Here is a 23,441-nt window from a genome sequence, read left to right as displayed (position 1 = left end):
CAAGGTCCCGGGCTTGACGATGTTCGGCGGTGACACACCGTCCTGTAGGAGCCGGCTTGCTGGCGATAGCGGTGGCGCAGCTTGCATCGTCTTCGCTGGCAAGCCAGCTCCCACAAGGTCCCGGGCTTGACGATATTCGGCGGTGAAACACCGCCCTGTAGGAGCCGGCTTGCTGGCGATAGCGGTGGCGTAGCTTGCATCGTCTTCGCTGGCAAGCCAGCTCCCACAAGGTCCCGGGCTTGACGATGTTCGGCGGTGACACACCGTCCTGTAGGAGCCGGCTTGCTGGCGATAGCGGTGGCGTAGCTTGCATCGTCTTCGCTGGCAAGCCGGCTCCCACGGGTCGGGTTGTGTCCCTTCGGACCCGGCCGGTCAGCGCAGCGCGTAATCCAGCACCACGCCGATAAAGATCGCCAACCCGGCCCAGTGGTTGTGCAGGAACATCTGGAAGCAGCGCTGCGGATCGCGGTCGCGGGTTCTCCAGAACTCCCAGGCAAAACACGCCGCGGCCACCAGCAGGCCGGCATGGAACCAGCCGCCCAGCTCGAAGCGCGCGCCGGCCAGCAGCAGGCAGCCGAGCATCAGGCCCTGCAGGGTCAGGATAATCACCCGGTCGGCGTCGCCGAACAGGATGGCGGTGGATTTCACCCCGATCTTCAGGTCGTCCTCGCGGTCGGTCATCGCGTAATAGGTGTCGAAGGCCACCGTCCACATCAGGTTGGCGATATACAGCAGCCAGGCCGCCATGGGCAGGTTGCCGTCCTGGGCGGTGAACGCCATCGGGATGCCCCAGGAATACGCCGCCCCCAGCACCACCTGCGGGTAATAGGTGTAGCGCTTCATGAACGGGTAGCAGGCCGCCAGGGCCAGCGCGCCGAAGGACAGCCAGACCGTGGTCGCGTTGGTGCACAGCACCAGCAGGAAACTGATGCCCATCAGCAGGGCGAACACCGCCACCGCTTCCTTGCCGCTGATCCGGCCCGCCGCCAGCGGTCGCTGCTCGGTGCGCTTGACGTGGCCGTCGACCTTGCGGTCGGCGAAATCATTGATCGCGCAGCCGCCCGCCCGGGTCAGTACCACGCCGAAGGTGAAGATCAGCAGGTGGCTCAGCGATGGCGCGCCCTTGGCGGCAATCCACAGCGCGCTGAGGGTCGGCCATAGCAGCAGGTAGATGCCGATGGGCTTGTCCATCCGCGTCAGTTGCAGGAAGTCCCAGGCGCGTGGGTGCAGGCGGTTCATGGACTTGAGCAGGTTCAGGTACATCAGCAGGCCTCCCGGTCGGCATTCACGGCCTGCCACAGGCTCGGCAGGAAGATTTCCGCCACCAGCAGGCTCAAGGGGCCGCGATTGAAGCGTGAGCGCCGGCCCCAGAGGTCATCCACGCGGTATTCCGTGGGCAACCACTGCGCCGGGTAGCGGCAGACCTCGATGGCCTGGCGTTCGAATGCCTGGTCGCAGAACAGCAATTCACCCAGCGAGCGGCTGCCCAACTCGTCCATGTTCAGTCCGCCTTGCCGCAGGGCGCTCTGCGCCGCCACGCTGCGGGCGAACACCCAGGGCTGGCCATGGCCGCGCAGATACACCTCGCGCACCCAGCCGAGGCTGGCGGCGGGCAGGTCCAGGGCACTGCACTCGTCGTCGCGCAGCGGTTGCCAGCCTTCGAACAGCGGCGTGACACTGAAGGCATTGTCGGAAAGTCCGGTCAGACGGCGGGTCAGCGAGCCCTCGTCGAACAGCCAGTCGAGGGTGTGGGCGTCGGGCGGGGTCGCCAGCCGGCTCTGTGGGAGCCAGGTGGGAGACGCCGGGAATGGGGCTTTGTACGGCACGATGGGCAGTTGATTGGCAGCCAGTGAGGCGGCGAGCTTATCACAGGGTGTCCGGCCAATTAGAGCGCTTGGGCGGCCACTGCTAGCGATCGTGCTTGCATCTGCCGGCTTCGATCAGTACAAAACGCCCTGAGCCGGACGGCAACGCTGCACCCATCGATCGTCCGCGCCGTAAAACGCCTGGGAACCGAGGAAGCATTGAAATGAAGGTAGCGAAATGAAGAAGTGGCAATGTGTGGTCTGCGGCCTGATCTACAACGAGGCCGAGGGTTGGCCGGATGACGGCATCGCACCCGGCACTCTCTGGCAGGATGTTCCGGAAGACTGGCTGTGCCCGGACTGTGGCGTCGGCAAGATGGATTTCGAGATGATCGAAATCGCCTGATTGATCAATTTTTAAACACCTCTCAATGGATCTGGAGAAAGGAATGAGTGCACCTGTCGTGATCGTCGGCACCGGACTGGCCGGCTACAACCTGGCCCGGGAGTTTCGCAAGCTCGACGGCGAAACCCCGCTGTTGCTGATCACCGCCGATGACGGGCGTTCCTACTCCAAGCCCATGCTGTCCACCGGCTTCGGCAAGAACAAGGAAGCCGACGGCCTGAGCATGGCCGAACCCGGCGCCATGGCCGAGCAGCTCAAGGCCGAGATCCGCACCCACACCCGCATCAGCGGCATCGATCCGGGCCACAAGCGCCTGTGGATCGGCGAAGAAGCGGTGAACTACCGCGACCTGATCCTCGCCTGGGGCGCGGAAACCGTGCGGGTGCCGGTGGAAGGCGACGCCCCCGAGGCGATCTTCCCGATCAACGACCTGGAAGACTACGCCCGGTTTCGTGCCGCCGCCGCCGGTAAAAAGCGCGTGCTGCTGCTGGGCGCCGGGCTGATCGGCTGTGAATTCGCCAACGACCTGATCCTCGGCGGCTACGAAGTCGACCTGGTGGCCCCGTGCGAACAGGTCATGCCGACCCTGCTGCATCCAGCGGCGGCGGCAGCGGTGCAGGCCGGCCTGGAAGGCCTCGGCGCACGTTTCCACCTCGGTCCGGTGCTGACCCGCCTGCAGCGCGCCGGCGATCACCTGGAAGCGCACCTGTCCGACGGTGAAACCCTGGTTTGCGACGTGGTGGTCTCGGCCATCGGCCTGCGCCCGCGCATCGACCTGGCCGCGGCGGCGGGCTTGCAGGTCAACCGTGGGGTAGTGGTGGACCGCCAGCTGAAAACCTCCCACGCCAATATCTATGCCCTGGGCGACTGCGCCGAGGTCGACGGCCTGAACCTGCTGTACGTCATGCCGCTGATGAGCTGTGCCCGCGCCCTGGCCCAGACCCTGGCCGGCAACGCCACCGCGGTGACCTATGGCGCCATGCCCGTCACGGTGAAGACGCCGGTCTGCCCGCTGGTCGTTTCGCCACCACCACGGGGAATGGAGGGGGTGTGGACGGTCGAAGGGCAGGGTGCGGACATCAAGGCATTGTGCCGCGATGCCAGTGGTCGCCTGCTCGGCTACGCCCTGACCGGCGGTGCGGTCATGGAAAAACTGGCCCTCAACAAAGAACTCCCACCGCTGCTGGCGTAAATAGCGGGCGTTCTGTCGCAAACACCCTGCTTTTGCCCTGCTAAAGGTCGCTGGCAGACTGGCGCGGGGCCCGGCGCCGTGCCATCCTCACTCCCGTCTGCCGCAGAGTAGAGCCTGCGGCGCCTTGGGCGCTGTTCCGGAAGAACAGCACGGACATAACAACAAAAAACCGTCAAAGAGGCTTCACTTATGCGTAAACCAGAACTCGCCGCTGCAATCGCTGAAAAAGCGGATCTCACCAAAGAACAGGCCAACCGCGTTCTCAACGCCGTTCTCGAAGAAATCACCGGCGCGCTGCACCGCAAAGACAGCGTCACCCTGGTGGGTTTCGGCACTTTCCTGCAGCGTCATCGCGGTGCCCGCACCGGCAAGAACCCGCAAACCGGCGAGCCGGTGAAAATCAAGGCCAGCAATACCGTTGCCTTCAAACCGGGCAAGTCGCTCAAAGATAGCGTCAACCCGTAAGCACCAGGCTGGACTCCCGGAGCAAGGGGAGCGCTACAGGAAAATGGGCACACCGATGGGATCGGGTGCCCATTTTTATTGCCCGCGGCTTCGATCTGCCGGCAAAAATGAGAGCGACGTCATGACCCGGTGAATGCCTGGTCGGCGCACCTTGATTGTTACCAGTTATTGCTTGAAGATTTGCGGCCCATCGCGTCACTCATCTGCATGGAAAGCGCCCCGTACCATGACCGCATACCGTCTTCAGGAAGCCGATCTCGAGATCCCCGATACCTGGCAGGATCAGAGCATCAATATCTTCAAGCTGCCCGCCGTGGGCGGTGCCAGGGAAGCCAGTTTTGTCATCAGTCGTGATCCGAGCCGGGGCGATGCGGTGTTCGCCGACTATGTCGCTGCCCAGTTGAAAAGTGCCGAGCAGCAGTTGCCGGGCTTCAACCTGGTCAAGCGCTGGGACTTCGTGCTGCATGAGCATGCCGCCGCGCTGCTCGATTACAGCTGGCAACGCGAGGGCCGCGAGCTGATGCTGCGCCAGGTCTTTATCGACCGCAAACCCGTGGTGCTGATCACCACCCTGACCACCACGCCGGACGACCTCGTGTACCACGAGCCGGCGTGGAAGGCGGCGATGCAGAGTCTCAAGCTCCAGCCACAGACCGCCTGACCAGCCTTCCGGGACGACGATAACGCCATGGATGTATTGGCCGCTGCCCGCCTCGGCGATGAGATAGCCCACGGTTTTGGCGTGGCCGCGATGGTCGCGGGCGCGGTGGCCGGTGCCCTGATCGGCGCCGCGGTGGTGGCCGCCACCGTGGCCACCGGCGGTGCGGCGCTGGCGATCATGGCCGGTTCGATCGCGGCGGGCGGCCTGTCGATGTTCCAGATCATCAAGGGCCTGAATACCATCTTCAACCTGCCCGAGCCGACGACCGGGGCGTTGATCATGGGCAGCCTGAACGTCTACATCAATACGCGCAACGCGATGCGCGCCGGGATCGATGTGTCAGCCACCTGCTCGGGGCTGCCGATGAACCATTCGACCTGGCCGTTTCCGGTGCTGATCGCCGAAGGCAGCGCCTCGGTCTATATCAACGGCAAGCCGGCGGCGCGGCTGCAGAGCAAGATGGTCTGCGGGGCGCATATCAAGAGCGGCAGCCCGAATACCTTTATCGGCGGGCCGACGATTGCCGTGGCGTTTGTTCTCGATCTGGAAAGCTGGTTGCACACCGGTCTCGAAGCCCTTGGCCTGGTGGCCCTGGGCGCGGCGGCGGTGCTGGCGGCGATGGCCGGCGCCGCGGCCTTTGCCGGTTTCGTGGTGATCGGCGGGGCGATGATGGGCGGCATGGCCTTGCTGGGTGACCTGGGCGATCGCCTGGGGCCGGGTTACCGCGACCTGTTGCAGGGTGTCGCGGGCATGGCGCTGTTGGGCCTGGGACCGAAGATGGCGCGGATCGGCAAGACGCCCGAGCCGCGCGCGGCGGTCTACAAGACGGGCATGACCGAGGCCGATATCATGGCGCTGCCCAAGGGCAGCCGGCCGCCGGCGAGCGACTATCTCGATGGCGCTTACGTCGACAAGCACCTCAAGGTGTTCGCCGACGAGGGCGGCGGCTTCCTGTTCACCCCCGACGACATCGCCAACCCCAAGTACACTTCGTTCAACCCGAACAAGTTCGTCATGGCCAAGTCCGATCTCAACGCCGTGGTGGCCGAGTACAAGAAGACCGGTGACGTCTCGGTGCTGGAGACGGCATTGGGTTACGATCCGGGATCGCTGGTGGGCAAGGACATCTACATGGTGAGCCTGGACAACCCCAAGGTGGTGATGCCCAGCGGCAACGAAGGTGGCGCCAACTCGCTGTGGCGCCCGGGCGGCCTGACCCATCCCGGTGGCAGGCAGGAGGCGGTGCTGGATAATGTGCCGATCTTCCACGGTAATGACGTCGACGCCCTGATGTCGACCCACGATGTAGTGAGAATCCAATGAGCAACCCGCAAGACAACGTGCTGCTGCTGGCACTGGCCAATGACGAACTGGACAAGTTCCTGGTGGGCGAGCCGTTCTACTTCCTCGAGGCCAAGGTCGACAACGATGAGCCACAGAATGTGGTGGCGGCCTTCGACCAGTTGATCCTGCCGTACTGGCGCCAGACCCATGATGCGAGCTTCGCGACCCGCTTCGTGGCCGCGTTGCTGACGATCCTGGCGACCTATCCGGACCGCAACCGGGCGATCTATATCGCCCATGACTGGGTCTGGTACTACCGCTTCTGCCAGGACAAGCAACGCAAGCAGCCGCAGGGGCCCTATGGCGATCTGTTCGATGTCGACCTGGGCAGCGTCGCCGTGGCGCTCAGGCGCCAACTGGAAAGCCGCAAGGCCGACCTGGTGGCCGATACCCGCTGGGCGGGCGCGGCCTGGAACAGCCCGGATGGCATGTGGACCCCGTTGATGCGCTCGGCGCTGATGGTGCGGGACAAGCTGGGTGGTCCGGACTTCGTTCCGGCCAACGCCTGAGCCTGCGCTAGGCGCTCATGGCCGGCGCGGAGTGGCCGGCATCCTTGAGCAGGGCGTCGACCTTCTTCAGGTGATTGAGCAGGGTGCCGACGTTGCTGGCATTGAGCAGCGTGCCCTGGGCGAAGGCCTTGTTCAGCGGGGCCATGGCGCTGGACACCGCGTGGTTGGCCTCGGCTTCGCGCAGGTTTTCCTGAAGCTGGGCGAGCATGTCCCTGAGCAGGGGATCATCCAGGGACAGCGGGGCGCCAAGGTCATGCTTCTTCAACGTGCTGACCAGCAACCCCAGCGCCACGCTGGCCCGCATCAACGCTCTTTCTCGTGCATCCATTCGCCATCTCCCCTGTTGACGATCCTGGTGACGGTTGAAGGATAGACCACGGTTACGGAGTCGTTCAGGTATCTGTCGGCAGCACCGATTCCAGCCCGACCTATCGGCCCACTACCGGATAGTGCCTGATACGGCACGCATACTCCTTGCCATCGCCCTTGCAGATACCATCCAGATACCGGTAGTCGACACGTACCGACTGGCCTTTGCCGGGCCACCGTTTGCGCGGCAGCGTGGCCTGATAGTCGCTCGTTTCCGGGGTGAAGGTGATGCTCGTGCCTTGCTCCGGGCATTCTGCCGTAGCCGATTTCGGGCTTACTGCCAGGATTCGGGCCTGTAGCTGCGGGTACGGTTGTTTCACTAACTCGGTGATGCGTAGTTCCATACGGCAGATCTGCCAGGTTGCCGCGCTTGCGGGCGCGCATATCACGCATAGCGACAAAGCCAGCAGCTTATGGCGGGTTGCTTTAATCACCCTGGAACAGACCAATGTATTTCAAGCCGTTATAGCTGTCCTTGATGGGTTGCTTGAGGACCAGATCTGCATCCTGGTACCAGAAGATGGCATTGGCTTTCTTGATTCCCAGGGCATCGCAGCGAGCTTTTACCAGAGGTAGATCGTCTTGATCGACGGCAGCTTCGACCAGGATCTCATCCAGCGAAACTTCGCTGTCACAGCGTGGGATGATGCCAATGAAGTCTTCGTCATACCAACGGGTGCCGATGTCTTTGCAGAAACCGCAGAGTTTGTAGTTTGGATCGTCAAAGTCACCTTCAACAGAATAATCCAGCTTGAAGTACGCCATGTACTCCGCTTCCGGCGAAAAGTTGCTGCCTATCCAGACATGGACATTGTTGTTTTCATTTGACATTTATAAGCACCTACTCAGTTTCATATGGTTTCTATGATTCCTGGCGATAATCACTTTGGCCTGCCGTTTGCTCGTGGCCGTTTCCAGCTCGGCAATCAATTTGTTGTGGAAGTGCCTGCCGGCACGGCTGCCGTGATGGCCACCATCCGGTACGGGTCTGCCTTTTGAGTCCGTAACGTTAGTAAAGGTAATCCTGTCGGTGTCGACCACGTATTTTTTCAACTCTTGAGCGGTAAAGCCCAGCTCCTTGGCCTTGGCCGCAAGCGACACGGGGAACATCTCATGTTTTCCACCGGCCCCGCGCAGGGCTGCGCTTACCGACTCCTTGTTGCTGCTGATATCTTTGACCGATGCGGTGTTGAACCACTCATCGAACTTTCCATTCGCCCAGGGCGCCCATCCCAGAGGATCTGACCAGGTCAGTGGGTTCGGAGCATACTGGTAAAGATTGAAACCGCCGATCAACCCAATCGGATCCGGCGTAGTAAACCGCCCCACATCCGGATCATAGAACCGGAACGTGTTGTAGTGCAGCCCGATCTCCCGGTCCAGGTACTGGCCCTGGAAGCGCAGGTTCTGTTCCTCGATATAGTACGGCTCGCGCACTTCCTCCAGGGTGTTGCCCCAGACCTTGTAGCGTGCCTGCCATACCGTCTGCCCGTCGTTTTCCGTCAGTTGTTCCGGCAGCCCGTTGAGGTCGTTGTGGTAATGGCGCACCTTTTGCTGCGCCCCCAGGCCATCGACTCGGGCCAGCGGTTCATAACCGTTATCGGCATACAGGTACAGGCTGGTCTGGCTATTGCGATGCTCCTGCAACAGGCGCAGGCCATCCCAGGTAAAACGTGTCTCGCCCAACGGATAGCCATTGCTGTCGTGCTCGCTCTTGCCGATACGCCGGCCCAGCGGGTCATAGGTCATGCGCACAACGGTTTCGCGTACGCCATTCTGGTTGTGTACTTCGATCAGGCGATGTTCGGCGTCATAGGCAAAGCGTTGCACGAGCCGGCTGCCACTGCGCTTTTCGATCATCCGCCCGAAGGCGTCGTAGCGGTAGCGCTTGTCCTGGTAGGTCAGCAGCTTGTTGTGCACCACCAGGCCCGCGCCTTGTTGCGGGCCGTCGAGCAGGTTGGCGGCGGCGTCGTAGGCGAAGGTCTCGCTCTGGCCCTGGATGTTGTCCTGGCTGGCGAGGATGCGCCCGGTGGCGTCGTAGTGCAGGAGCTGGCGATGGTCGCCCCGTGGCTGTTGATCGAGGCGACCGATCAGGTTGTCGGCGGGGTCGTAGTCGAAATGCTTCTGGGCCGGTGCCGGCATTGCCGTGGGCGGGCCGGCGGGGCGGCGCATCCGGGAACGCAGCCGACCGCTGCGGTCGTAGTCGCTGCGGGTGCTGATCTGGCCCTGGGTACGCAGCACTTCGCGATGCAGGCGGTCGCGTTCGAAGTCGCTGATCACCTGGCCGTCGAGGTTGAGCTGGTGCAGGTGGCCGCTGCCGTAGTACAGGCGATTGACCCAGCGTCCGTCGGGCAACTGCGTCTGGACCAGGTTGCCCAACTCGTCATAGTGATGCCGCAGGCTGCCCGCCGTGCTCAGTTCTTCCAGTAACTGGCCGAGGGCATCGTAGGCGAAACCGAGCTTGTGCTCGTTGCCCTCCTTGTCGCTGAACACCACGGCGGTCAGCTGGTCGACGGGGTCGTAGGTATATTCGGTGTGCCCGTCATCGGTGATCTTGGCGACCAGCCGTCCGACCGCGTCGCGCTCCAACTGATGGACAATGGGCTTGACCGGTGCGCTGGGAACCACGGCCAGGCCATTGCCAAAGGGCGCCGGGACGTATTCGATACGGGTCGCGTTATCCAGTGCGTCATAGGCATAACGCCGGCCACTGCCGTCGAGGTCCTGTTGCTCGATCAGGCGATCATTGGCATCCCAGAGAAAGCGATAGCTCTCACCATTCTCGTTGGTCAGCGCCTGCAAGCGGCCATAGGCGTCATACCCGAACTGCACCTGCCGACCCAATGCGTCGATGCGCTGGCGGACCTGGCCGCGCCGGTCGTACTGATAAGCGGTGGTGTGTCCGGCCGGATCGACATGGCCGGTCAGCTGTCCGCTGCTATCGCGCAGGTACTGTTCGACGCGACCGTCCGGCAACGTGCTCTGCAACAGGTGACCTTGTGCGTCGTGCTGGTAGGTCATTCGTTCGCCGAGGGCGTCGATGACCACGTGCAGATAGCCGCGCCGGTCGTAGCCGAAGCGGGTCGCATAGCCGGAGCAATCGACATGCTCGGTCAGTTGCCCGAGATCGTTCCATTGCAGGGTCTTGCTCTTGCCGCTGGCATCGATGATTTCCACCGCCTGGCCGCGATTGTCGTAGCGGTAGCGGGTGACCTGTCCCAGTGGGTCGATTTCGTGGGTGCAGTTGCCGCGCGGGTCGTACTGGTACTGCCAGCTGTTGCCGGCGCTATCGGTTTCCACCAGTGGCAATGCCCAGTGTTCCAGCCACAGGGTCGACTCGCTGCGCCCCAGCGGATCGACGGTGCCGCTGAGATTGCCGGCTTCGTCATAGCTGTACTGATATTGCCCGCCCTGGGGATCGGTGGCACCGAGCAACTGACGTTCGTCGTTCCATTCGAATTGCCAGGTCTGTCCCAGGTTGTCGGTGTATCCGGTGATCTGGTGCTGCGGGTTCCAGTGGCGGGTACTGATGCGCCGCAAGCCATCGGTGACGCGCGTGATGCCGTTGTCCAGATCGTAGTCGAACAGGTACTCGTCACCCTCGTCGGTCCAATGGCGGATCACCCGCCATTCGCGGTGGTCGACCAGCGCCCACTGATAGAAACAACGCAATCCGGTGGGCAGTTGATGTTCGACCATCCGCCGGTTTTCGTCATAGGCGAAGCGTCGCTGCACCTGGCCGAGTGCGTCGCGAACTTCAGCCAGGTCGCCATTGTGGTCGTACTCGTAACTGACCAGCATTTCACGTATCTGGTCCGGATAGAGGCGTTCGATCTGGCTAACACGTCGTGGCCAGCGGGCGCTGTAGATCAGCTCCACCTGGACCTGGTCGAAGGTGTCGCGCAAGCGGATCAGCGCGCCCGCCTCGCTGTAGTCGAGATAGATGCGGTTGTCGTTGCGGTCGCCCAACTGGCTCAGGCGCAGCAACGATGGATCCGCGAGGGTCGGTTCGAACAGCCGATACAGCCCGTCATCGCTCTCGATCAGCAATTGCCCGTTGCCGTTACGGCGCACGGCCAGGCCTTCGCCAGGACTGAACACCGCGCCGCCGAGTGGGATCGAGCCCATGTCGATACGACGGCCCTGCTCGTCGGTATAGATCAGGCACTCACCGCCTTCGGGGTGCGGCTCGATGCGTACGCTGATTTCATAGGGCACGCTCCAGCCAGCGCCCAGCAGACCGTCTCGGCGCTCGTCACAGCTGTTGTAGAACCGTTGCCAATCGATGGACAGCACGCCCGGCAAGACGAAATCCAGCTCCTCGTCAGCACCCAGTACCTTGGCTCCCGTAGCGGCGTGCACCGGGTTGGGCGAGCCGGCGATGGCCTGGGTGACCGCACCGATCACCTGGCTCGTGACAAACGAATTGACCCCCGCCAGCAACATGCAGGGAAGATTGGCGCGGAAATTCCCCTTGCCGCCCTTGAGCATCATCAGCACGGTGATCGCCAGGCCGATGCCCGGCGTCTTGCCGCTGCGGATCTCGCGCACCACCACCGAGCCGCCGCCGATGGTCACGTTCGAGGACACCATGCCGGACGCTACCACCTTGGCATCGCAGGTGCTGCGGTCGCCGCTGCGTATGGCCGGCTGGCCGTTGATGCTGACTTTCTCCGAACCTTCGGCGAGAAACTGCGGTGGCATCGGCGGATGCTTCATGCAGGTGACCAGGTCCAGCGGCTTGGGCTCTGTGCCGGGGCCCGGGCTGGCGACGGTGGGACGCCACATCTGCGAGAAGAAACCCTTGGCCATATCGAGGAAACCGGGGCCTTCCGCGGCCGGCGCTTCTTCCTCGGCGGGGGCGGCGCTCTCGCTGTGGGGCGCGCCGCCGGCCGGGGCCGGGGGAGGGGCCGTGCCGGCTGCCCGCGCGGCGGGAATGGAGTTTGTCAGGGTGTTGGTGGAACCGGTCAGGATCGTCGCCTGTACCGTGGGCGGGAACAACGCATTGCCGATGCCCTCGCACATACTGCTCAGGCCCTTGTCGGCGCCGGTCTTGCTCATGACCACGCCGACGATCACCCCGACCACCGCTCCCAGCAGGCAGGCGCCCAGGCCGCCGGTGGCCACCGTGATGCCGGTCGCTGCGACCACCGCCGCCGTCGCCAGTGCGCCGATGGCGACGTTGGCCGCCACCTCCAGCACGCCGCCGAGGATGTCGGCCATCACCGAGGTGTGTTCCAGCCCATCTCCCAGTCGGGCCGCCCAGAGCGCGTCAGACATCCGTCAGGTCAGCGTCAGGCTGTGCTTGAGCGTGGCCCAGTGCGCGGTTTCGGCATCGCCCAGGGGCTGCGCCTTGACGTAGCTGAGGGCGATCATCTTGCGCGTGCCGGGAGGCACGAACGCCAGCTGGAACTGGAAGACTTTCTCCGTGCCCTTGCTGAACTGGCTGCGCAATTCGATGGCGTCGATGGACTGGTCCGCCCCCAGCCGCACATCCTGGCGCGGCTGGTAACGCAGCTCCTGGACCTGCTGCTCCAGGCGCTTGAGCTGGGTGTCGAAATTGCCGCGCAGGTCCTCGCCTTCGGCCAGCACGCTGCGACTGACGATCAGCGAGGTCCCCAGCTCGGGGAACTTGAGGATATTGATCGAGGCATCCAGCAATTCGCTGTTCGGCAGCTGGAACTGGAGTTCGTTGATTCGGTAGGTCATGGCAGGCAATGCTCCTTATTTGGGCGCGGGGAAGGCGGACGCCACCTTGGCGTCAATCGTGCCTTTCATGCCGTCGCCGTCGGGCGCGGCGTCGGCGCCCTTGCCATTGTTGAGGTGCAGGACGCCGCCGGTGTTGAACTGCGCATCGCCGCTGGCATGGAAGCTGATCTGCACGCCGCAGAGGTTGATCTGGCCGCTGGCGTTGAGCTCCAGCACGCTGGCTCCGCAGACCAGGCGCAGGTTCTCGCCCACCTCGATCAGGTAGCTCTGGCTGATGCTGTCGGTCTTGCTCTGGCCCACCGCCAACACGTCCTGCTGCTTGACGATGCGCACCCGGTTGTTGCCGATCAGCACGGTTTCGTCGTGGCCGATGCGCTTGTTGCGGTCATGGCCCACCGAGTGGCTTTCATCGACCTCGACCACGATGTCCTGGTTGCGCTCGGCATGGATATACAACTGCTCGGCGCCCTTCTTGTCCTCCATGCGGATTTCGTTGAAGTTCGCCGGCGTGCCGCCCTTGCTCGAACGGCTTTTCATGCCGCTCTGGGTCGCCGCGGCGGGCAGGTCGTAGGGCACCGTCTGCTCGGCGTTGTAGACCCGGCCGGTGATGATCGGCCGGTCGGGATCGCCCTCGAGGAAGCTGACGATGACTTCCTGGCCGATCCGCGGAATCTGCATCGAGCCCCAGTTCTTGCCGGCCCAGGCTTGCGACACGCGGATCCAGCAGGAGCTGTTCTCGTTGGACTGGTCGTGACGGTCCCAGTGGAAGTGCACCTTGACCCGGCCGAACTGGTCGGTCCAGATCTCTTCGCCGGCTGGACCGACCACCACCGCGGTCTGCGGGCCCTTGACGATGGGCCGCGTGGTGTTCGCCAGCGGACGGAAGCTCTGCTGCGCGTCGATGCAGGTCAGGCTGCTTTCGAACTGCGCGCCGGCCGCAGTGGCGCCGGATTCGAGGTTTTCCTGGGCGATGTAGTAACGGGCGCCGACGATCAGGTACTCGCGGTTCTGGTCCTGGCGGCCGAAGCCGGTCAGGCTGAACAGGTGCCCGGCCCCGACGCCGCGGGCGTTGCCGTTGAGCTCGACGCGCTCATGCAGGCTCTGGATGGCTTCGATGCGCGTGCGGGCGTAGTGCTCGCCGTCCTGGCTCTGCACATAGGTGCCGGGGTAGTCGTAGAGCGGATAGTCACCGGCGGTGTGCGGGCGCGGCATGGCCGAGCGCACATCGATCCGCGCGCTGGGGCGCTGGAAGTCGTAGTCGTTGAGTTCCAGCGAGCCCGGCTGGACTTCCTGGGCCAGGTGCCAGCCATTGAGGTGGTCGCGCTCGCGATGCTGGCCGTCCGGCGGATAGTAGGGCAGCGACTCGTAGCCCGGCGCCGGGTGGTGCGCGCCGTAGGCGTCGGCCAGGACCAGTACGTGGCGATCCTTTTCATGGCGGAAGTAGTAGTAGATGCCTTCCTGTTCCATCAGCCGGCTGACGAAATCGAAGCTGCTCTCGCGGTACTGCACGCAGTATTCCCACTCGCGGTAGGGCTGGCTGAGGACATCCTCGAAGTCGGAGAAGCCGAGGTCGCGGAACACCTGCTTGATGATCTGCGGGATGCTCTGGTGCTGGAAGATCCGGCAGTCGGAGGTCCGGGTCAGCAGCCAGAGCCAGGGGCGCAGGGTCACCGAGTAGCTGGCGAACTGGCCCTGGCTGACATTCTGGCTGCAGCGCGCGACGATGCCGTGGAAATGCCGGGCGCCGCCGCCCTGCAATTGCAGGGTGAGGCTCATGGGCTTGCCCAGCAACTGGTTCAGGTCGATGGCGCCGTCGCTGGAGGTCAGGTGCAATTCGTAGTCGAACAGCCGACCCAGTTCCTCACCGCCGCCGAAATCCTTGAGCAACAGCACGTCCGGCCCGAGTGGGCTGTTGATCTGGGCCAGGCGGGTGGCTTGTGTGAATTGCATCGATTATCTCGTTGAATGCGATAGATGGAGCGCTACACACTTGTAGGAGCCGGCTTGCTGGCGATCCAGGCGATGCGGTCTGGAAGGACACCGTGTCGCTATCATCGCTGGCAAGCCAGCTCCTACAGGTTATGGCGTAGTCAAGTTGCGTCGCTGAACTGGTAGTGCAGCTCGTTATCCCGCTCGCTGATCCGCACGCCTGCCAGGGCCTTGCCTTCGAGCATGCGCGTGAGGAATTCGCGGCTCATGTCCGGCAGCAGGCTGTTGGTCAGGATGGTATCGATCATCCGCCCGCCGCTTTCGGTCTCGGTGCAGCGCGAGACGATCAGGTCGACCACCGCGTCGTCGAAGTCGAAGGCGACCTTGTGCGTGCTCTCCACGCGCTTCTTGATGCGGCCCAGCTGCAGGCGGGTGATCGCCTTGAGCATGCTGTCGCTGAGCGGGTAGTACGGAATGGTCACCAGGCGCCCGAGCAGCGCCGGCGGGAAGATCTCCAGCAACGGCTGGCGCAGCGCCTTGGCGATCTCTTCCGGGTCCGGCACGTTGCTGGCGTCCTTGCACAGGTGCGAGATCAGCTCGGTGCCGGCGTTGGTGGTGAGCAGGATCAGGGTGTTCTTGAAGTCGATCACCCGGCCTTCGCCGTCCTCCATCACGCCCTTGTCGAAGACTTGGAAGAAGATCTCGTGCACGTCCGGGTGGGCTTTTTCCACCTCGTCCAGCAGCACCACGCTGTAGGGCTTGCGCCGCACGGCCTCGGTCAGCACGCCGCCTTCGCCATAGCCGATATAACCCGGCGGGGCGCCCTTCAAGGTCGAGACGGTGTGGGCTTCCTGGAACTCGCTCATGTTGATGGTGATGACGTTCTGCTCGCCGCCGTACATGGCTTCGGCCAGGGCCAGGGCGGTTTCGGTCTTGCCCACGCCGGAGGTGCCGGCGAGCATGAACACGCCGATCGGCTTGCTCGGGTTGTCGAGGCCGGCGCGGGAGGTCTGGATGCGCTTGGCGATCATCCGCAGGGCATGGTCCTGGCCGATGATGCGCTTTTGCAGGTGCTGGTCGAGGTTGAGCACGGTTTCCAGTTCGTTGCGGGCCATGCGGCCCACCGGAATGCCGGTCCAGTCGGCCACGACCGAGGCCACCGCCTGGTAGTCCACGGTCGGCAGGATCAGCGGGGTTTCGCCTTGCAGGGCACTGAGGCGCTGTTGCAGGTCGACCAGCTTTTCCCGCAGGGCGTGGCCCTGTTCGGTGCCGGCCTCGCTGTCGACCACGCCGACGCTTTCGCGCAGCTCGGCGCGGGTGGCGAGCAGTTCGTCCACCAGGCCTTTTTCTTCGGCCCAGCGGCTTTCCAGTTCGGCCAGGCGCTCGCGCTCGTTGCCCAGCAAGGTCTCGCTGTTGTTCTGGCGGGCGCCGGTATCGATGCCGATGGCGTGTTCGCGGGCAATGATCTGCAGCTCGGTTTCCAGGGCCTCGATGCGTCGGCGACTGTCATCGACTTCCGCCGGCACCGCGTGCAGGCTGATGGCGACCCGCGCGCAGGCGGTGTCCAGCAGGCTGACGGACTTGTCCGGCAGCTGCCGCGCCGGGATATAGCGATGGGACAGCTTGACCGAGGCCTCCAGCGCTTCGTCGAGGATCTGCACCTGGTGGTGTTTTTCCATGGTCGAGGCGACGCCGCGCATCATCAGCAGGGCCTTGTCTTCCGAGGGCTCGGCGACCTGCACCACCTGGAAGCGGCGGGTCAGCGCCGGGTCTTTCTCGATGTGCTTCTTGTACTCGGCCCAGGTGGTGGCGGCCACGGTACGCAGGGTGCCGCGGGCGAGGGCGGGCTTGAGCAGGTTGGCCGCGTCGCCGGTGCCGGCGGCGCCACCGGCACCAACCAGGGTGTGGGCTTCGTCGATGAACAGGATGATCGGCTTGGGCGAGGCCTGGACGTCTTCGATGACCTGGCGCAGGCGTTGTTCGAACTCGCCCTTCATGCTCGCGCCGGCCTGCAGCAGGCCGACATCGAGGCTGCGCAGCTCGACATCCTTCAAGGCCGGCGGTACGTCGCCGGCGACGATGCGCAGGGCGAAGCCCTCGACCACGGCGGTCTTGCCGACCCCGGCTTCGCCGGTGAGGATCGGGTTGTTCTGGCGCCGGCGCATGAGGATATCCACCAGCTGGCGGATCTCCTCGTCACGGCCGACGATCGGGTCGAGCTTGCCGCTGCGGGCCTGTTCGGTCAGGTCGACGGTGAAACGCTTGAGGGCTTCCTGCTTGCCCATGGCGCTCGGGGCCATGGCACCGCTGGCTTCGCCCGGCACGGCAGCGGCATTGAAGCCGTCGCTGGCGACCAGATTGTTTTCCGGCGAGTCACCGACATATTCGTCGAAACGTTCGCTCAGGGCCTCGGCCTTGATCTTGTCGAACTCCGTCGACAATCCCAGCAGCGCATGGCGCAGGCTCGGGGTCTTGAGGATACCGAGCACCAGGTAGCCGGTGCGCACCTGGCTCTCGCCGAACATCAGGCTGCCGTAGACCCAGCCGCGCTCCACGGCTTCCTCGACATGGGACGACAGGTCGGTGATCGAGGTCGAGCCACGGGGCAGGCGGTCCAGCGCCTCGGTCAGGTCGCGGGCCAGGCGCGCCGGTTCGAGGTTGAACTGGCGCACCAGCCGGTGCAGGTCCGAGTCCTGCAATTGCAGCAGCTGGTGGAACCAGTGGGCGAGTTCCACATAGGGATTGCCCCGCAGCTTGCAGAAGACCGTGGCGGCCTCGATGGCCTTGTAGGCGACGCTGTTGAGTTTGCCGAACAGCGCGGCGCGACTGATTTCACCCATGCTCTGTGCTCCTTGAGTGGTGGGCTGGTGTGGCGTGTTCGGCGTAATGCCGGGCCAGGATCAGGTCCCTGGCATCGTCTCGGGGTTGGCCGACCCAGGTGTTGAAGCCCAGGCGGAACCGGCCGTTGAGTTGCAACCTGGGGACTTCGGGCTGTTCGAGGACCAGGTTCAGGTCCCAGTCCAGCTCGTGTCCCAGGTATTCGGCGACCCAGGCCACCAGATGACGGAAGGGTTCGCCGTCGGGCAGCAGGCCCATGTATTCATCGAGCTTCAGCGGGCCGAAGCGGATCCGGAACTTGTGCTGGCGATCCCAGACGTGGCGCCCGAGGCAGAAGTCCACGCCCAGCTGGTGGGCGCTGACCCCGACCCGGCTGCGTTCCGGCAGCTCCAGCCACTGGCCGACGTATTCCTCGATTTCCACCGGCAGGCCGAAATACTCGCTGAGGATCGCCTTCAGGCCGTCCGGATAGCGGGTCTGCGCGGCGAGGTGGCCGCTGAAGTGCAGCTTGGCGGTATCCGGGATCAAGCCCTGCTTGTGCAGGCTGGGCATGCCCCGGCCGCTCAGGGCGGCGAGGCGCGCGGACCAGTAGTCATCATCCGGGCGGTCGTGGCTGACGGTCGGCCGCGCCTCGGCCCAGGCCCGGTAGAACAGACTCAGCAGGCGGTGGTGGAAGACATCGAGAAAGCGCTTGCTGGTGCTGTCGGCGTTATTGCGCTGGCGCTCGCGCATGTATTCGGTGAGGTGCAGCGGCAGCGGGCCGTTGGGGCCGCCGAGGCCGAAGAAGAACTGTTCCAGGCGTGCCGGCGTGGTCTCGGTGGCCGGTGACATCGACGCCAGGGTCGCCGGGGCGAAGGCACAATCGAGCTGCTGGCCGAGGCGCAACGGATCGTCCGCCAGGCGCAACGAATGGCCGAAGCGCGGCAGGTGCGGCGATTCGCACTCGATACGCCGCAGCGCCTGGAAGAAATCGTATTCCCAGGGCTCGGATTGCATCGCCGTGAGCGTGCTCACAGGGTCGGACGGCGTCCGGGCTTGGCTTTCCATCGCATGATCTCGCCGCGTTCGGTGGTACGGATCACCGTCTCGGTAAAACTGTTGATCGACACATAGCGTGCCAGGAAACGTTCGAACACCGCGCCGAGGAGAAACACCCCGGTGCCGCGAAACGCGTTCTCGTCAAATTCCAGGGTGATCTCCAGCCCGCGGCCGAAGACGATCGGCCCGGGCATCGGCAGGCGCCGGGTGCAGGCCTTGCTGCTAACCTCGCGCAGGCCTTCGATCTGCAAGTGCAGGGCGGCGTCGTTGCTGTCGCCGTACAGGCGCAGCAGTTCGCGCAGGGCAGCGGCGCCCTGGCCCTGTTCGCTGAGTGACAGGTAGTTCAGCGACAGCTGGCTGATCAGGCGCCAGGCCTTGTTGTCATGGGCATGGCTGGCGCGCGGCCGGCTCGGCCCGGCCAGGCAGCGCACCGCCGACACCGGGGCACTGTCGGCCAGGGTGAAGTCGCTCTTGCCGGTGCCGACGTTCATGAACAGCGGCAGGTCGCGGTTGGTGCACAGGGCGCTGACGCCCAGCTGGCGCAGGTCGTGGCGGTACGGGGCCTGCTGGCTGTCCACCAGGCTGATGAAGGTCTCGCTGCCGATATAGGTCGAGCGGGTGCCCTTGCGCCGTTGTTCGCTGGACAGCACCCGTGGTTCGCGGCGCAGGGTGTAGTAGGCCTGGTCGCGGCCATAGCGGGACGGATCGCGCACGGCATAGAACGGCAGGAACGGCTGGTCGGGCCCGGTGCCGTGGCCAGTGACGCCGGTCAGCGAGTGGATCTCGAAGTCCATGGGCCGGGTGCGGTCGGCGATCACATGGTGCTCGTTGACCCGGTCGGAAAGGTGGATGCGGTCCACGCGACGGGGAAACAGGTTGATCGCCGGCGTGCAGAAGGGCACGAACTGCGCGCTGCCGACGCTGCCTTCCAGACTCTGGTCGAAGCGCTCGAATAGCACGATCAGTTCCAGCTCCTGGCCGGCGCAGCGTTTGACCGCGCGCCCCAGCCCGGCGAACTCGACGAACAGGTAGCGTTGCGGCAGGGCGAAGTATTCCTGCAGCAGCCGATAGCCCTGGAAGGCCTGGGCCACCACCGGCATCGCTGCTTCCCGGTCATCGAAGCCGCAGGCGCGCAGGGCATCCGGCGGCAGGCGTTCTACCCAGTCGCCGCCGGGGGCACGGGCGAAGACCGCGCAGGCATTGCCCAGCAGTTGCTCGTAGAGCCGGAACGGCTGCTCGTCGGCGCCATTGAGATACAGCGGCAGGCTGTCCAGGTCGAGCTGGTTGAACGGCAGCTCGGCCCCGGTGCGCAGGGTCAGGCGCAGGCCGGCCTTGGCTTTCGGCTCACTGGCGGCCAGGCGCCCGAGCACTGCCGAAGGATTGCCGAAGTACTCGGCCTGGCTGACCTGCAGCGGCCACAAGGTCACGGCATGGGCGCTGCGGTACTCGCAGGAGGTCTGGGTATCCTTGCCCAGGGTGGCGCGCAGCACGCTGTCGCGGGGCAGGGTGAAACCGCCGGCCAGCGAGCCTTCGTCGGGATCGGCCTGCAGTTGCACCACGGTCATCGACGGAGTCGGCGCCAGGTAGTGCGGGTAGGCGATTTCCAGCAGGTTGTGGGTGAAGGTCGGGTACTCGGCGTCGAGCTTGAGCTGCACCCGCGCGGTGAGGTAGGCGAAACCTTCCAGCAGGCGCTCGACATAGGGGTCGGCGCAGTCGATCCCGGACAGCGTCAGGCGCCCGGCGATCTTCGGGTATTCCTTGGCGAACTCGGCGGCGCTTTCGCGCACGTGCTGCAGTTCCTGGTTGTAGAGGTCGAGCAGGCGCGGGTTCATGAACGTCTCCGTTGCTCGGCCGGGACCACGCGCACATGGCCGGACTCCAGGTCGAGGTCGGTGCGCAGCAGCAATGGCAGGGAGGCCGGCAACGCCCAGAGATCGCCCTCGATCTCGAAGCTCAGGGCATTGTGGTTCATCTCGCCGTAGGCGACCTGGGCGCGGACCCGCAAGGTGCTGGCCAGGATGCGCGGCTCGAAGGTGACGATGGCCTTGTGGATCAGGCTTTCCAGTACCGGGATATCGATGCTCGAGGCACTGTAGCCGGCCAGTGCCGGCAGGCCGTAGTTGATCACCGAGGTGCCCGCCGGGGTGTGCACGGTGGCGTCGGCGTCGAGCAGCGACGTGGTATTGAGCAGCCAGGTCAGGTCACGCAGCACCGAGGCCTTGAGCTGGCTGAGGGACAACACGCGTTTGTCCGTGCCTTCCTGCAGATGGCCGGGTTCGTCGTCGGTCAGCCGGTCGAGCAGCGACGGTTGCAGGCGTTCGCGCAGGGCGAAGTCGCTGGGCACGCTACTCATGGCGCAACGTCGCCCGTCCGAACGTCATGGGGGCGGGCCGCTCTGGGATGGCAGCAGCGCTGATCGGGAAACGAAGGCTTGGCCATGCTCGGGCACCGGGAGTGAATCGAATTCGGGGGTAACGCCAGACGCCCCCGACGCCAGGCGTCGGGGGCGCGGGGATCAGCGCTTGGTGTTCGAGCGGATGTTCCAGCCGAACTTGACCGGGCCGCCCTGCTTGGAGCCGTCGGCCTTCTGTTCCTGGTACTCGACCATCACCTGGGCGAAGTTCAGGGTGACGTTTTCGGTCAGGCGATCATCGCTGCCCGAACCGCCGGTGCTCAGGGAGGTGATCAGCACTTCCTCGAGGTCGATCTTCATGTACTCGACCTGGCTTTCGCCGCCGGCCTTGCGCACCACCAGGGTGACCTTGTCGACGTGCTTGCCGCTGGCGCAATGCATCATCAGGTTCGGCGACGACTTGTCGACGTACTTGGTGATCGACAGGTCCTGGATATTGACCTTGCCGGCACCGCCGCCACCGCCCATGTGCATGTTGCCGGACTGGGACATGCCCCAGCTCCAGTTCAGGACGTCGATCTCGTCCTTGTGGGCCTTGTCCTGGGACTCGCCCTTGATGTCGCCGATCTTGATGAAGATATCAACAGCCATGTTTTCTCCAGTGTGGTCTTCACCACGATGTTGTTAGCCAGGACCCGCCAGGTAGGGGGCGGATTCGCTGTTATCGAGGGTTACACGGCCCCTTGCGGGAGCCGGCTCCTGCAGGGTGGGTGGTACCCACAAGGTTTGGGGTTACGCCCCTTTTGCCGACGGCAGCTTCGATACCAGGCGCAACGAAACCGTCAGGCCTTCCAACTGGTAGTGCGGACGCAGGAAGAACTTCGAGGTGTAGTACCCCGGGTTGCCTTCGACGTCCTCGACCACCACTTCCGCCGCCGCCAGCGGGTGCTGGGCCTTGGTGGTTTCGGTGGAGTGAGCCGGGTCGCCGTCGACGTAGTTGAGGATCCAGTCCTGCAACCAGCGCTGCATTTCGTCCTTTTCCTTGAACGAGCCGATCTTGTCGCGAACGATGCACTTCAAGTAGTGGGCGAAACGGCAGGTGGCGAACAGGTACGGCAGGCGGGCGGCCAGGTTGGCGTTGGCGGTGGCGTCCGGGTCGTCGTATTCGGCCGGTTTCTGCAGCGACTGGGCACCGATGAACGCGGCGAAATCGGTGTTCTTCTTGTGCAGCAGCGGCATGAAGCCGTTCTTCGCCAGCTCGGCCTCGCGCCGGTCGGAGATGGCGATCTCGGTCGGGCACTTCATGTCCACGCCGCCGTCGTCGGTCGGGAAGGTGTGGGCCGGCAGGTCCTGGACCTCGCCGCCGGACTCGACGCCGCGAATCCGCGAGCACCAGCCGTAGTGCTTGAACGAGCGGTTGATGTTCACCGCCATGGCGTAGGCCGCGTTGGCCCAGGTGTATTTGTTGCTGTCGGCGCCGTCGGTGTCTTCTTCGAAGGCGAAGGCTTCCACCGGATCGGTCTTGGCCCCGTACGGCAGGCGCGCGAGGAAGCGCGGCATGGTCAGGCCGATGTAGCGCGAGTCTTCGGATTCGCGCAGGGAACGCCAGCCGGCGTATTCCGGAGTGGTGAAGATCTTGGTCAGGTCACGCGGGTTCGACAGTTCCTGCCACGAACCCATGCCCATCACCGTCGGCGAGGCGGCGGCAATGAACGGCGCGTGCATCGCCGCGCAGACCTTGGACAGCTCGCCGAGCAACTCGACATCCGGCGGCGACTGGTCGAAGTAGTAGTCGCCCACCAGGCAGCCGTAGGGCTCGCCACCGAACTGACCGTATTCCTCTTCGTACATCTTCTTGAAGATCGGGCTCTGGTCCCAGGCCGTGCCCTTGAATTTCTTCAGGGTCTTGTGCAGTTCCGGCTTGGAGATGTTCAGCACGCGGATCTTCAGCTGTTCATCGCTTTCGGTGTTGTTGACCAGGTAGTGCAGGCCGCGCCAGGCGCTTTCCAGCTGCTGGAAGTCAGGGTGATGGATCACCTGGTTGACTTGCGCGGTGAGCTTGGCGTCGATGGCGGCGATGATCGATTCGATCGACTTGATGGCGTCGTTGGACACCAGGCTGGTTTGCGCCAGGGCCTGCTCGGCGAGGGTACGCACGGCGCCTTCGACGGCTTCGCGGGCACGCTCGGTCTTGGGCTTGAACTCCTGCATCAGCAGGCTGGCGAACTCGCTGGGTTCGGTGGTGCCGCTTTGCAGAGGCTGATTGTCTTGCTGCAACTGGGTCATGATCGTTCGTCCTGATTAAGCGCTGGGCTCGGAGTCCTGGGGCTTTGGCGCACTCGCCAGGGCCTGGAGCAACGCCGGATCCTTGATGGCTTTCATGATGATTTCTTCGGCGCCGGTCTTGCCGTCCATGTAGGTCAGCAGGTTGGCCAGCTGGGTCCGCGCCTCGAGCAGCTTGTTCAGCGAGTCGACCTTGCGGGCCACGGCGGCGGGGCTGAAGTCGTCCAGGCTTTCGAAGGTGATGTCCAGGCTCAGGTTGCCTTCGCCGGTCAGTTCGTTCGGCACGTTGAACGCGACCCGTGGCTGCATGGCCTTGAGGCGCGAGTCGAAGTTGTCGACGTCGATCTCCAGGAACTTGCGGTCGGCGACCGCGGCCAGGGGTTCGGCGGGCTTGCCGGCGAGATCGGCCATCACGCCCATGACGAAGGGCAGCTGGACCTTTTTCTCGGCGCCGTAGAGTTCCACGTCGTACTCGATCTGGACCCGTGGCGCGCGGTTGCGCGCGATGAATTTCTGAGAACTTTGCTTCGCCACGTTGCT

21 protein-coding genes are annotated in these 23,441 nt (G+C 64.4%); 6 read left to right on the top strand and 15 right to left on the bottom strand.

Annotated elements, in window-relative coordinates:
• Positions 1-372: 372 nt before the first annotated feature.
• The gene (ubiA, locus tag ACL9RJ_RS20560) at positions 373-1,263 is read right to left on the bottom strand and encodes a 4-hydroxybenzoate octaprenyltransferase (RefSeq protein WP_017125594.1); all 891 of its coding nucleotides are present in this window, start codon (positions 1,261-1,263) and stop codon (positions 373-375) included.
• Positions 1,263-1,826, bottom strand: a complete 564-nt coding sequence (locus ACL9RJ_RS20555; RefSeq protein ID WP_017125593.1) for a chorismate--pyruvate lyase family protein — start codon at positions 1,824-1,826, stop codon at positions 1,263-1,265. The genes ubiA and ACL9RJ_RS20555 overlap by 1 nt, the downstream gene beginning before the upstream one ends.
• Before the next feature lie 217 nt (positions 1,827-2,043).
• On the opposite strand from ACL9RJ_RS20555, the gene ACL9RJ_RS20550 reads away from it, so the two are divergent.
• The 6 genes from ACL9RJ_RS20550 (at position 2,044) to ACL9RJ_RS20525 (ending at position 6,382) form a co-directional block, all read left to right on the top strand.
• On the top strand, positions 2,044-2,211 hold the full coding sequence (locus ACL9RJ_RS20550; RefSeq protein ID WP_017125592.1) for a rubredoxin: 168 nt from the start codon (positions 2,044-2,046) through the stop codon (positions 2,209-2,211).
• A 43-nt stretch (positions 2,212-2,254) separates the two neighbouring features.
• Positions 2,255-3,403, top strand: coding sequence for an NAD(P)/FAD-dependent oxidoreductase (locus ACL9RJ_RS20545; RefSeq protein WP_177108477.1), 1,149 nt, complete (start codon positions 2,255-2,257; stop codon positions 3,401-3,403).
• A gap of 189 nt (positions 3,404-3,592) precedes the next feature.
• A complete protein-coding gene (locus ACL9RJ_RS20540) occupies positions 3,593-3,868 on the top strand; it encodes an HU family DNA-binding protein (protein WP_003213368.1) in 276 nt (91 codons plus the stop codon).
• 226 nt (positions 3,869-4,094) lie between these two features.
• Complete coding sequence (locus ACL9RJ_RS20535) at positions 4,095-4,529, top strand: DUF1795 domain-containing protein (protein ID WP_017125590.1); 435 nt, start codon at positions 4,095-4,097, stop codon at positions 4,527-4,529.
• A gap of 27 nt (positions 4,530-4,556) precedes the next feature.
• Complete coding sequence (locus ACL9RJ_RS20530) at positions 4,557-5,852, top strand: PAAR domain-containing protein (RefSeq protein ID WP_017125589.1); 1,296 nt, start codon at positions 4,557-4,559, stop codon at positions 5,850-5,852.
• A complete protein-coding gene (locus ACL9RJ_RS20525) occupies positions 5,849-6,382 on the top strand; it encodes a hypothetical protein (RefSeq protein ID WP_017125588.1) in 534 nt (177 codons plus the stop codon). The genes ACL9RJ_RS20530 and ACL9RJ_RS20525 overlap by 4 nt, the downstream gene beginning before the upstream one ends.
• A gap of 7 nt (positions 6,383-6,389) precedes the next feature.
• Here the strand turns inward: ACL9RJ_RS20525 and ACL9RJ_RS20520 are convergent, their stop codons facing one another.
• From ACL9RJ_RS20520 to tssB, 13 genes are all read right to left on the bottom strand, one after another.
• Positions 6,390-6,710 (bottom strand): hypothetical protein, encoded by a 321-nt coding sequence (locus tag ACL9RJ_RS20520; protein ID WP_244861801.1) that lies wholly within the window; start codon positions 6,708-6,710, stop codon positions 6,390-6,392.
• A gap of 100 nt (positions 6,711-6,810) precedes the next feature.
• Positions 6,811-7,095 (bottom strand): hypothetical protein, encoded by a 285-nt coding sequence (locus ACL9RJ_RS20515; RefSeq protein ID WP_348529725.1) that lies wholly within the window; start codon positions 7,093-7,095, stop codon positions 6,811-6,813.
• Between the two features lie 82 nt (positions 7,096-7,177).
• Complete coding sequence (locus tag ACL9RJ_RS20510) at positions 7,178-7,582, bottom strand: immunity 22 family protein (protein WP_017125585.1); 405 nt, start codon at positions 7,580-7,582, stop codon at positions 7,178-7,180.
• Positions 7,583-12,031 (bottom strand): RHS repeat-associated core domain-containing protein, encoded by a 4,449-nt coding sequence (locus ACL9RJ_RS20505; RefSeq protein WP_422765605.1) that lies wholly within the window; start codon positions 12,029-12,031, stop codon positions 7,583-7,585. It lies immediately after the preceding gene.
• Between the two features lie 3 nt (positions 12,032-12,034).
• Positions 12,035-12,460 (bottom strand): DcrB-related protein, encoded by a 426-nt coding sequence (locus tag ACL9RJ_RS20500; protein WP_017125584.1) that lies wholly within the window; start codon positions 12,458-12,460, stop codon positions 12,035-12,037.
• Between the two features lie 15 nt (positions 12,461-12,475).
• Entirely contained in the window at positions 12,476-14,410 is a 1,935-nt protein-coding gene (locus ACL9RJ_RS20495; protein ID WP_017125583.1) for a type VI secretion system tip protein VgrG, read from the bottom strand.
• A gap of 140 nt (positions 14,411-14,550) precedes the next feature.
• The gene (tssH, locus tag ACL9RJ_RS20490) at positions 14,551-17,229 is read right to left on the bottom strand and encodes a type VI secretion system ATPase TssH (RefSeq protein WP_177128163.1); all 2,679 of its coding nucleotides are present in this window, start codon (positions 17,227-17,229) and stop codon (positions 14,551-14,553) included.
• Complete coding sequence (tssG, locus tag ACL9RJ_RS20485) at positions 17,222-18,274, bottom strand: type VI secretion system baseplate subunit TssG (RefSeq protein WP_422765604.1); 1,053 nt, start codon at positions 18,272-18,274, stop codon at positions 17,222-17,224. Before tssG ends, tssH begins: the two co-directional genes overlap by 8 nt.
• Positions 18,238-20,097 (bottom strand): type VI secretion system baseplate subunit TssF, encoded by a 1,860-nt coding sequence (gene tssF, locus ACL9RJ_RS20480; RefSeq protein ID WP_177087260.1) that lies wholly within the window; start codon positions 20,095-20,097, stop codon positions 18,238-18,240. The genes tssG and tssF overlap by 37 nt, the downstream gene beginning before the upstream one ends.
• A complete protein-coding gene (gene tssE, locus ACL9RJ_RS20475) occupies positions 20,094-20,618 on the bottom strand; it encodes a type VI secretion system baseplate subunit TssE (RefSeq protein WP_218169290.1) in 525 nt (174 codons plus the stop codon). The genes tssF and tssE overlap by 4 nt, the downstream gene beginning before the upstream one ends.
• Positions 20,619-20,780: 162 nt before the next feature.
• Positions 20,781-21,269 (bottom strand): Hcp family type VI secretion system effector, encoded by a 489-nt coding sequence (locus ACL9RJ_RS20470; RefSeq protein WP_017125578.1) that lies wholly within the window; start codon positions 21,267-21,269, stop codon positions 20,781-20,783.
• A gap of 141 nt (positions 21,270-21,410) precedes the next feature.
• Complete coding sequence (tssC, locus tag ACL9RJ_RS20465; protein ID WP_177087258.1) at positions 21,411-22,904, bottom strand: type VI secretion system contractile sheath large subunit; 1,494 nt, start codon at positions 22,902-22,904, stop codon at positions 21,411-21,413.
• Positions 22,905-22,919: 15 nt separating this feature from the next.
• The gene (tssB, locus tag ACL9RJ_RS20460) at positions 22,920-23,435 is read right to left on the bottom strand and encodes a type VI secretion system contractile sheath small subunit (protein ID WP_017125576.1); all 516 of its coding nucleotides are present in this window, start codon (positions 23,433-23,435) and stop codon (positions 22,920-22,922) included.
• Positions 23,436-23,441: the final 6 nt, after the last annotated feature.

Source organism: Pseudomonas sp. Mn2068, assembly GCF_049319725.1.
Lineage (GTDB): Bacteria > Pseudomonadota > Gammaproteobacteria > Pseudomonadales > Pseudomonadaceae > Aquipseudomonas > Aquipseudomonas gingeri.
Note: the sequence above shows the minus strand (reverse complement) of the source record. Positions and strands in the feature narration are given on the sequence as shown.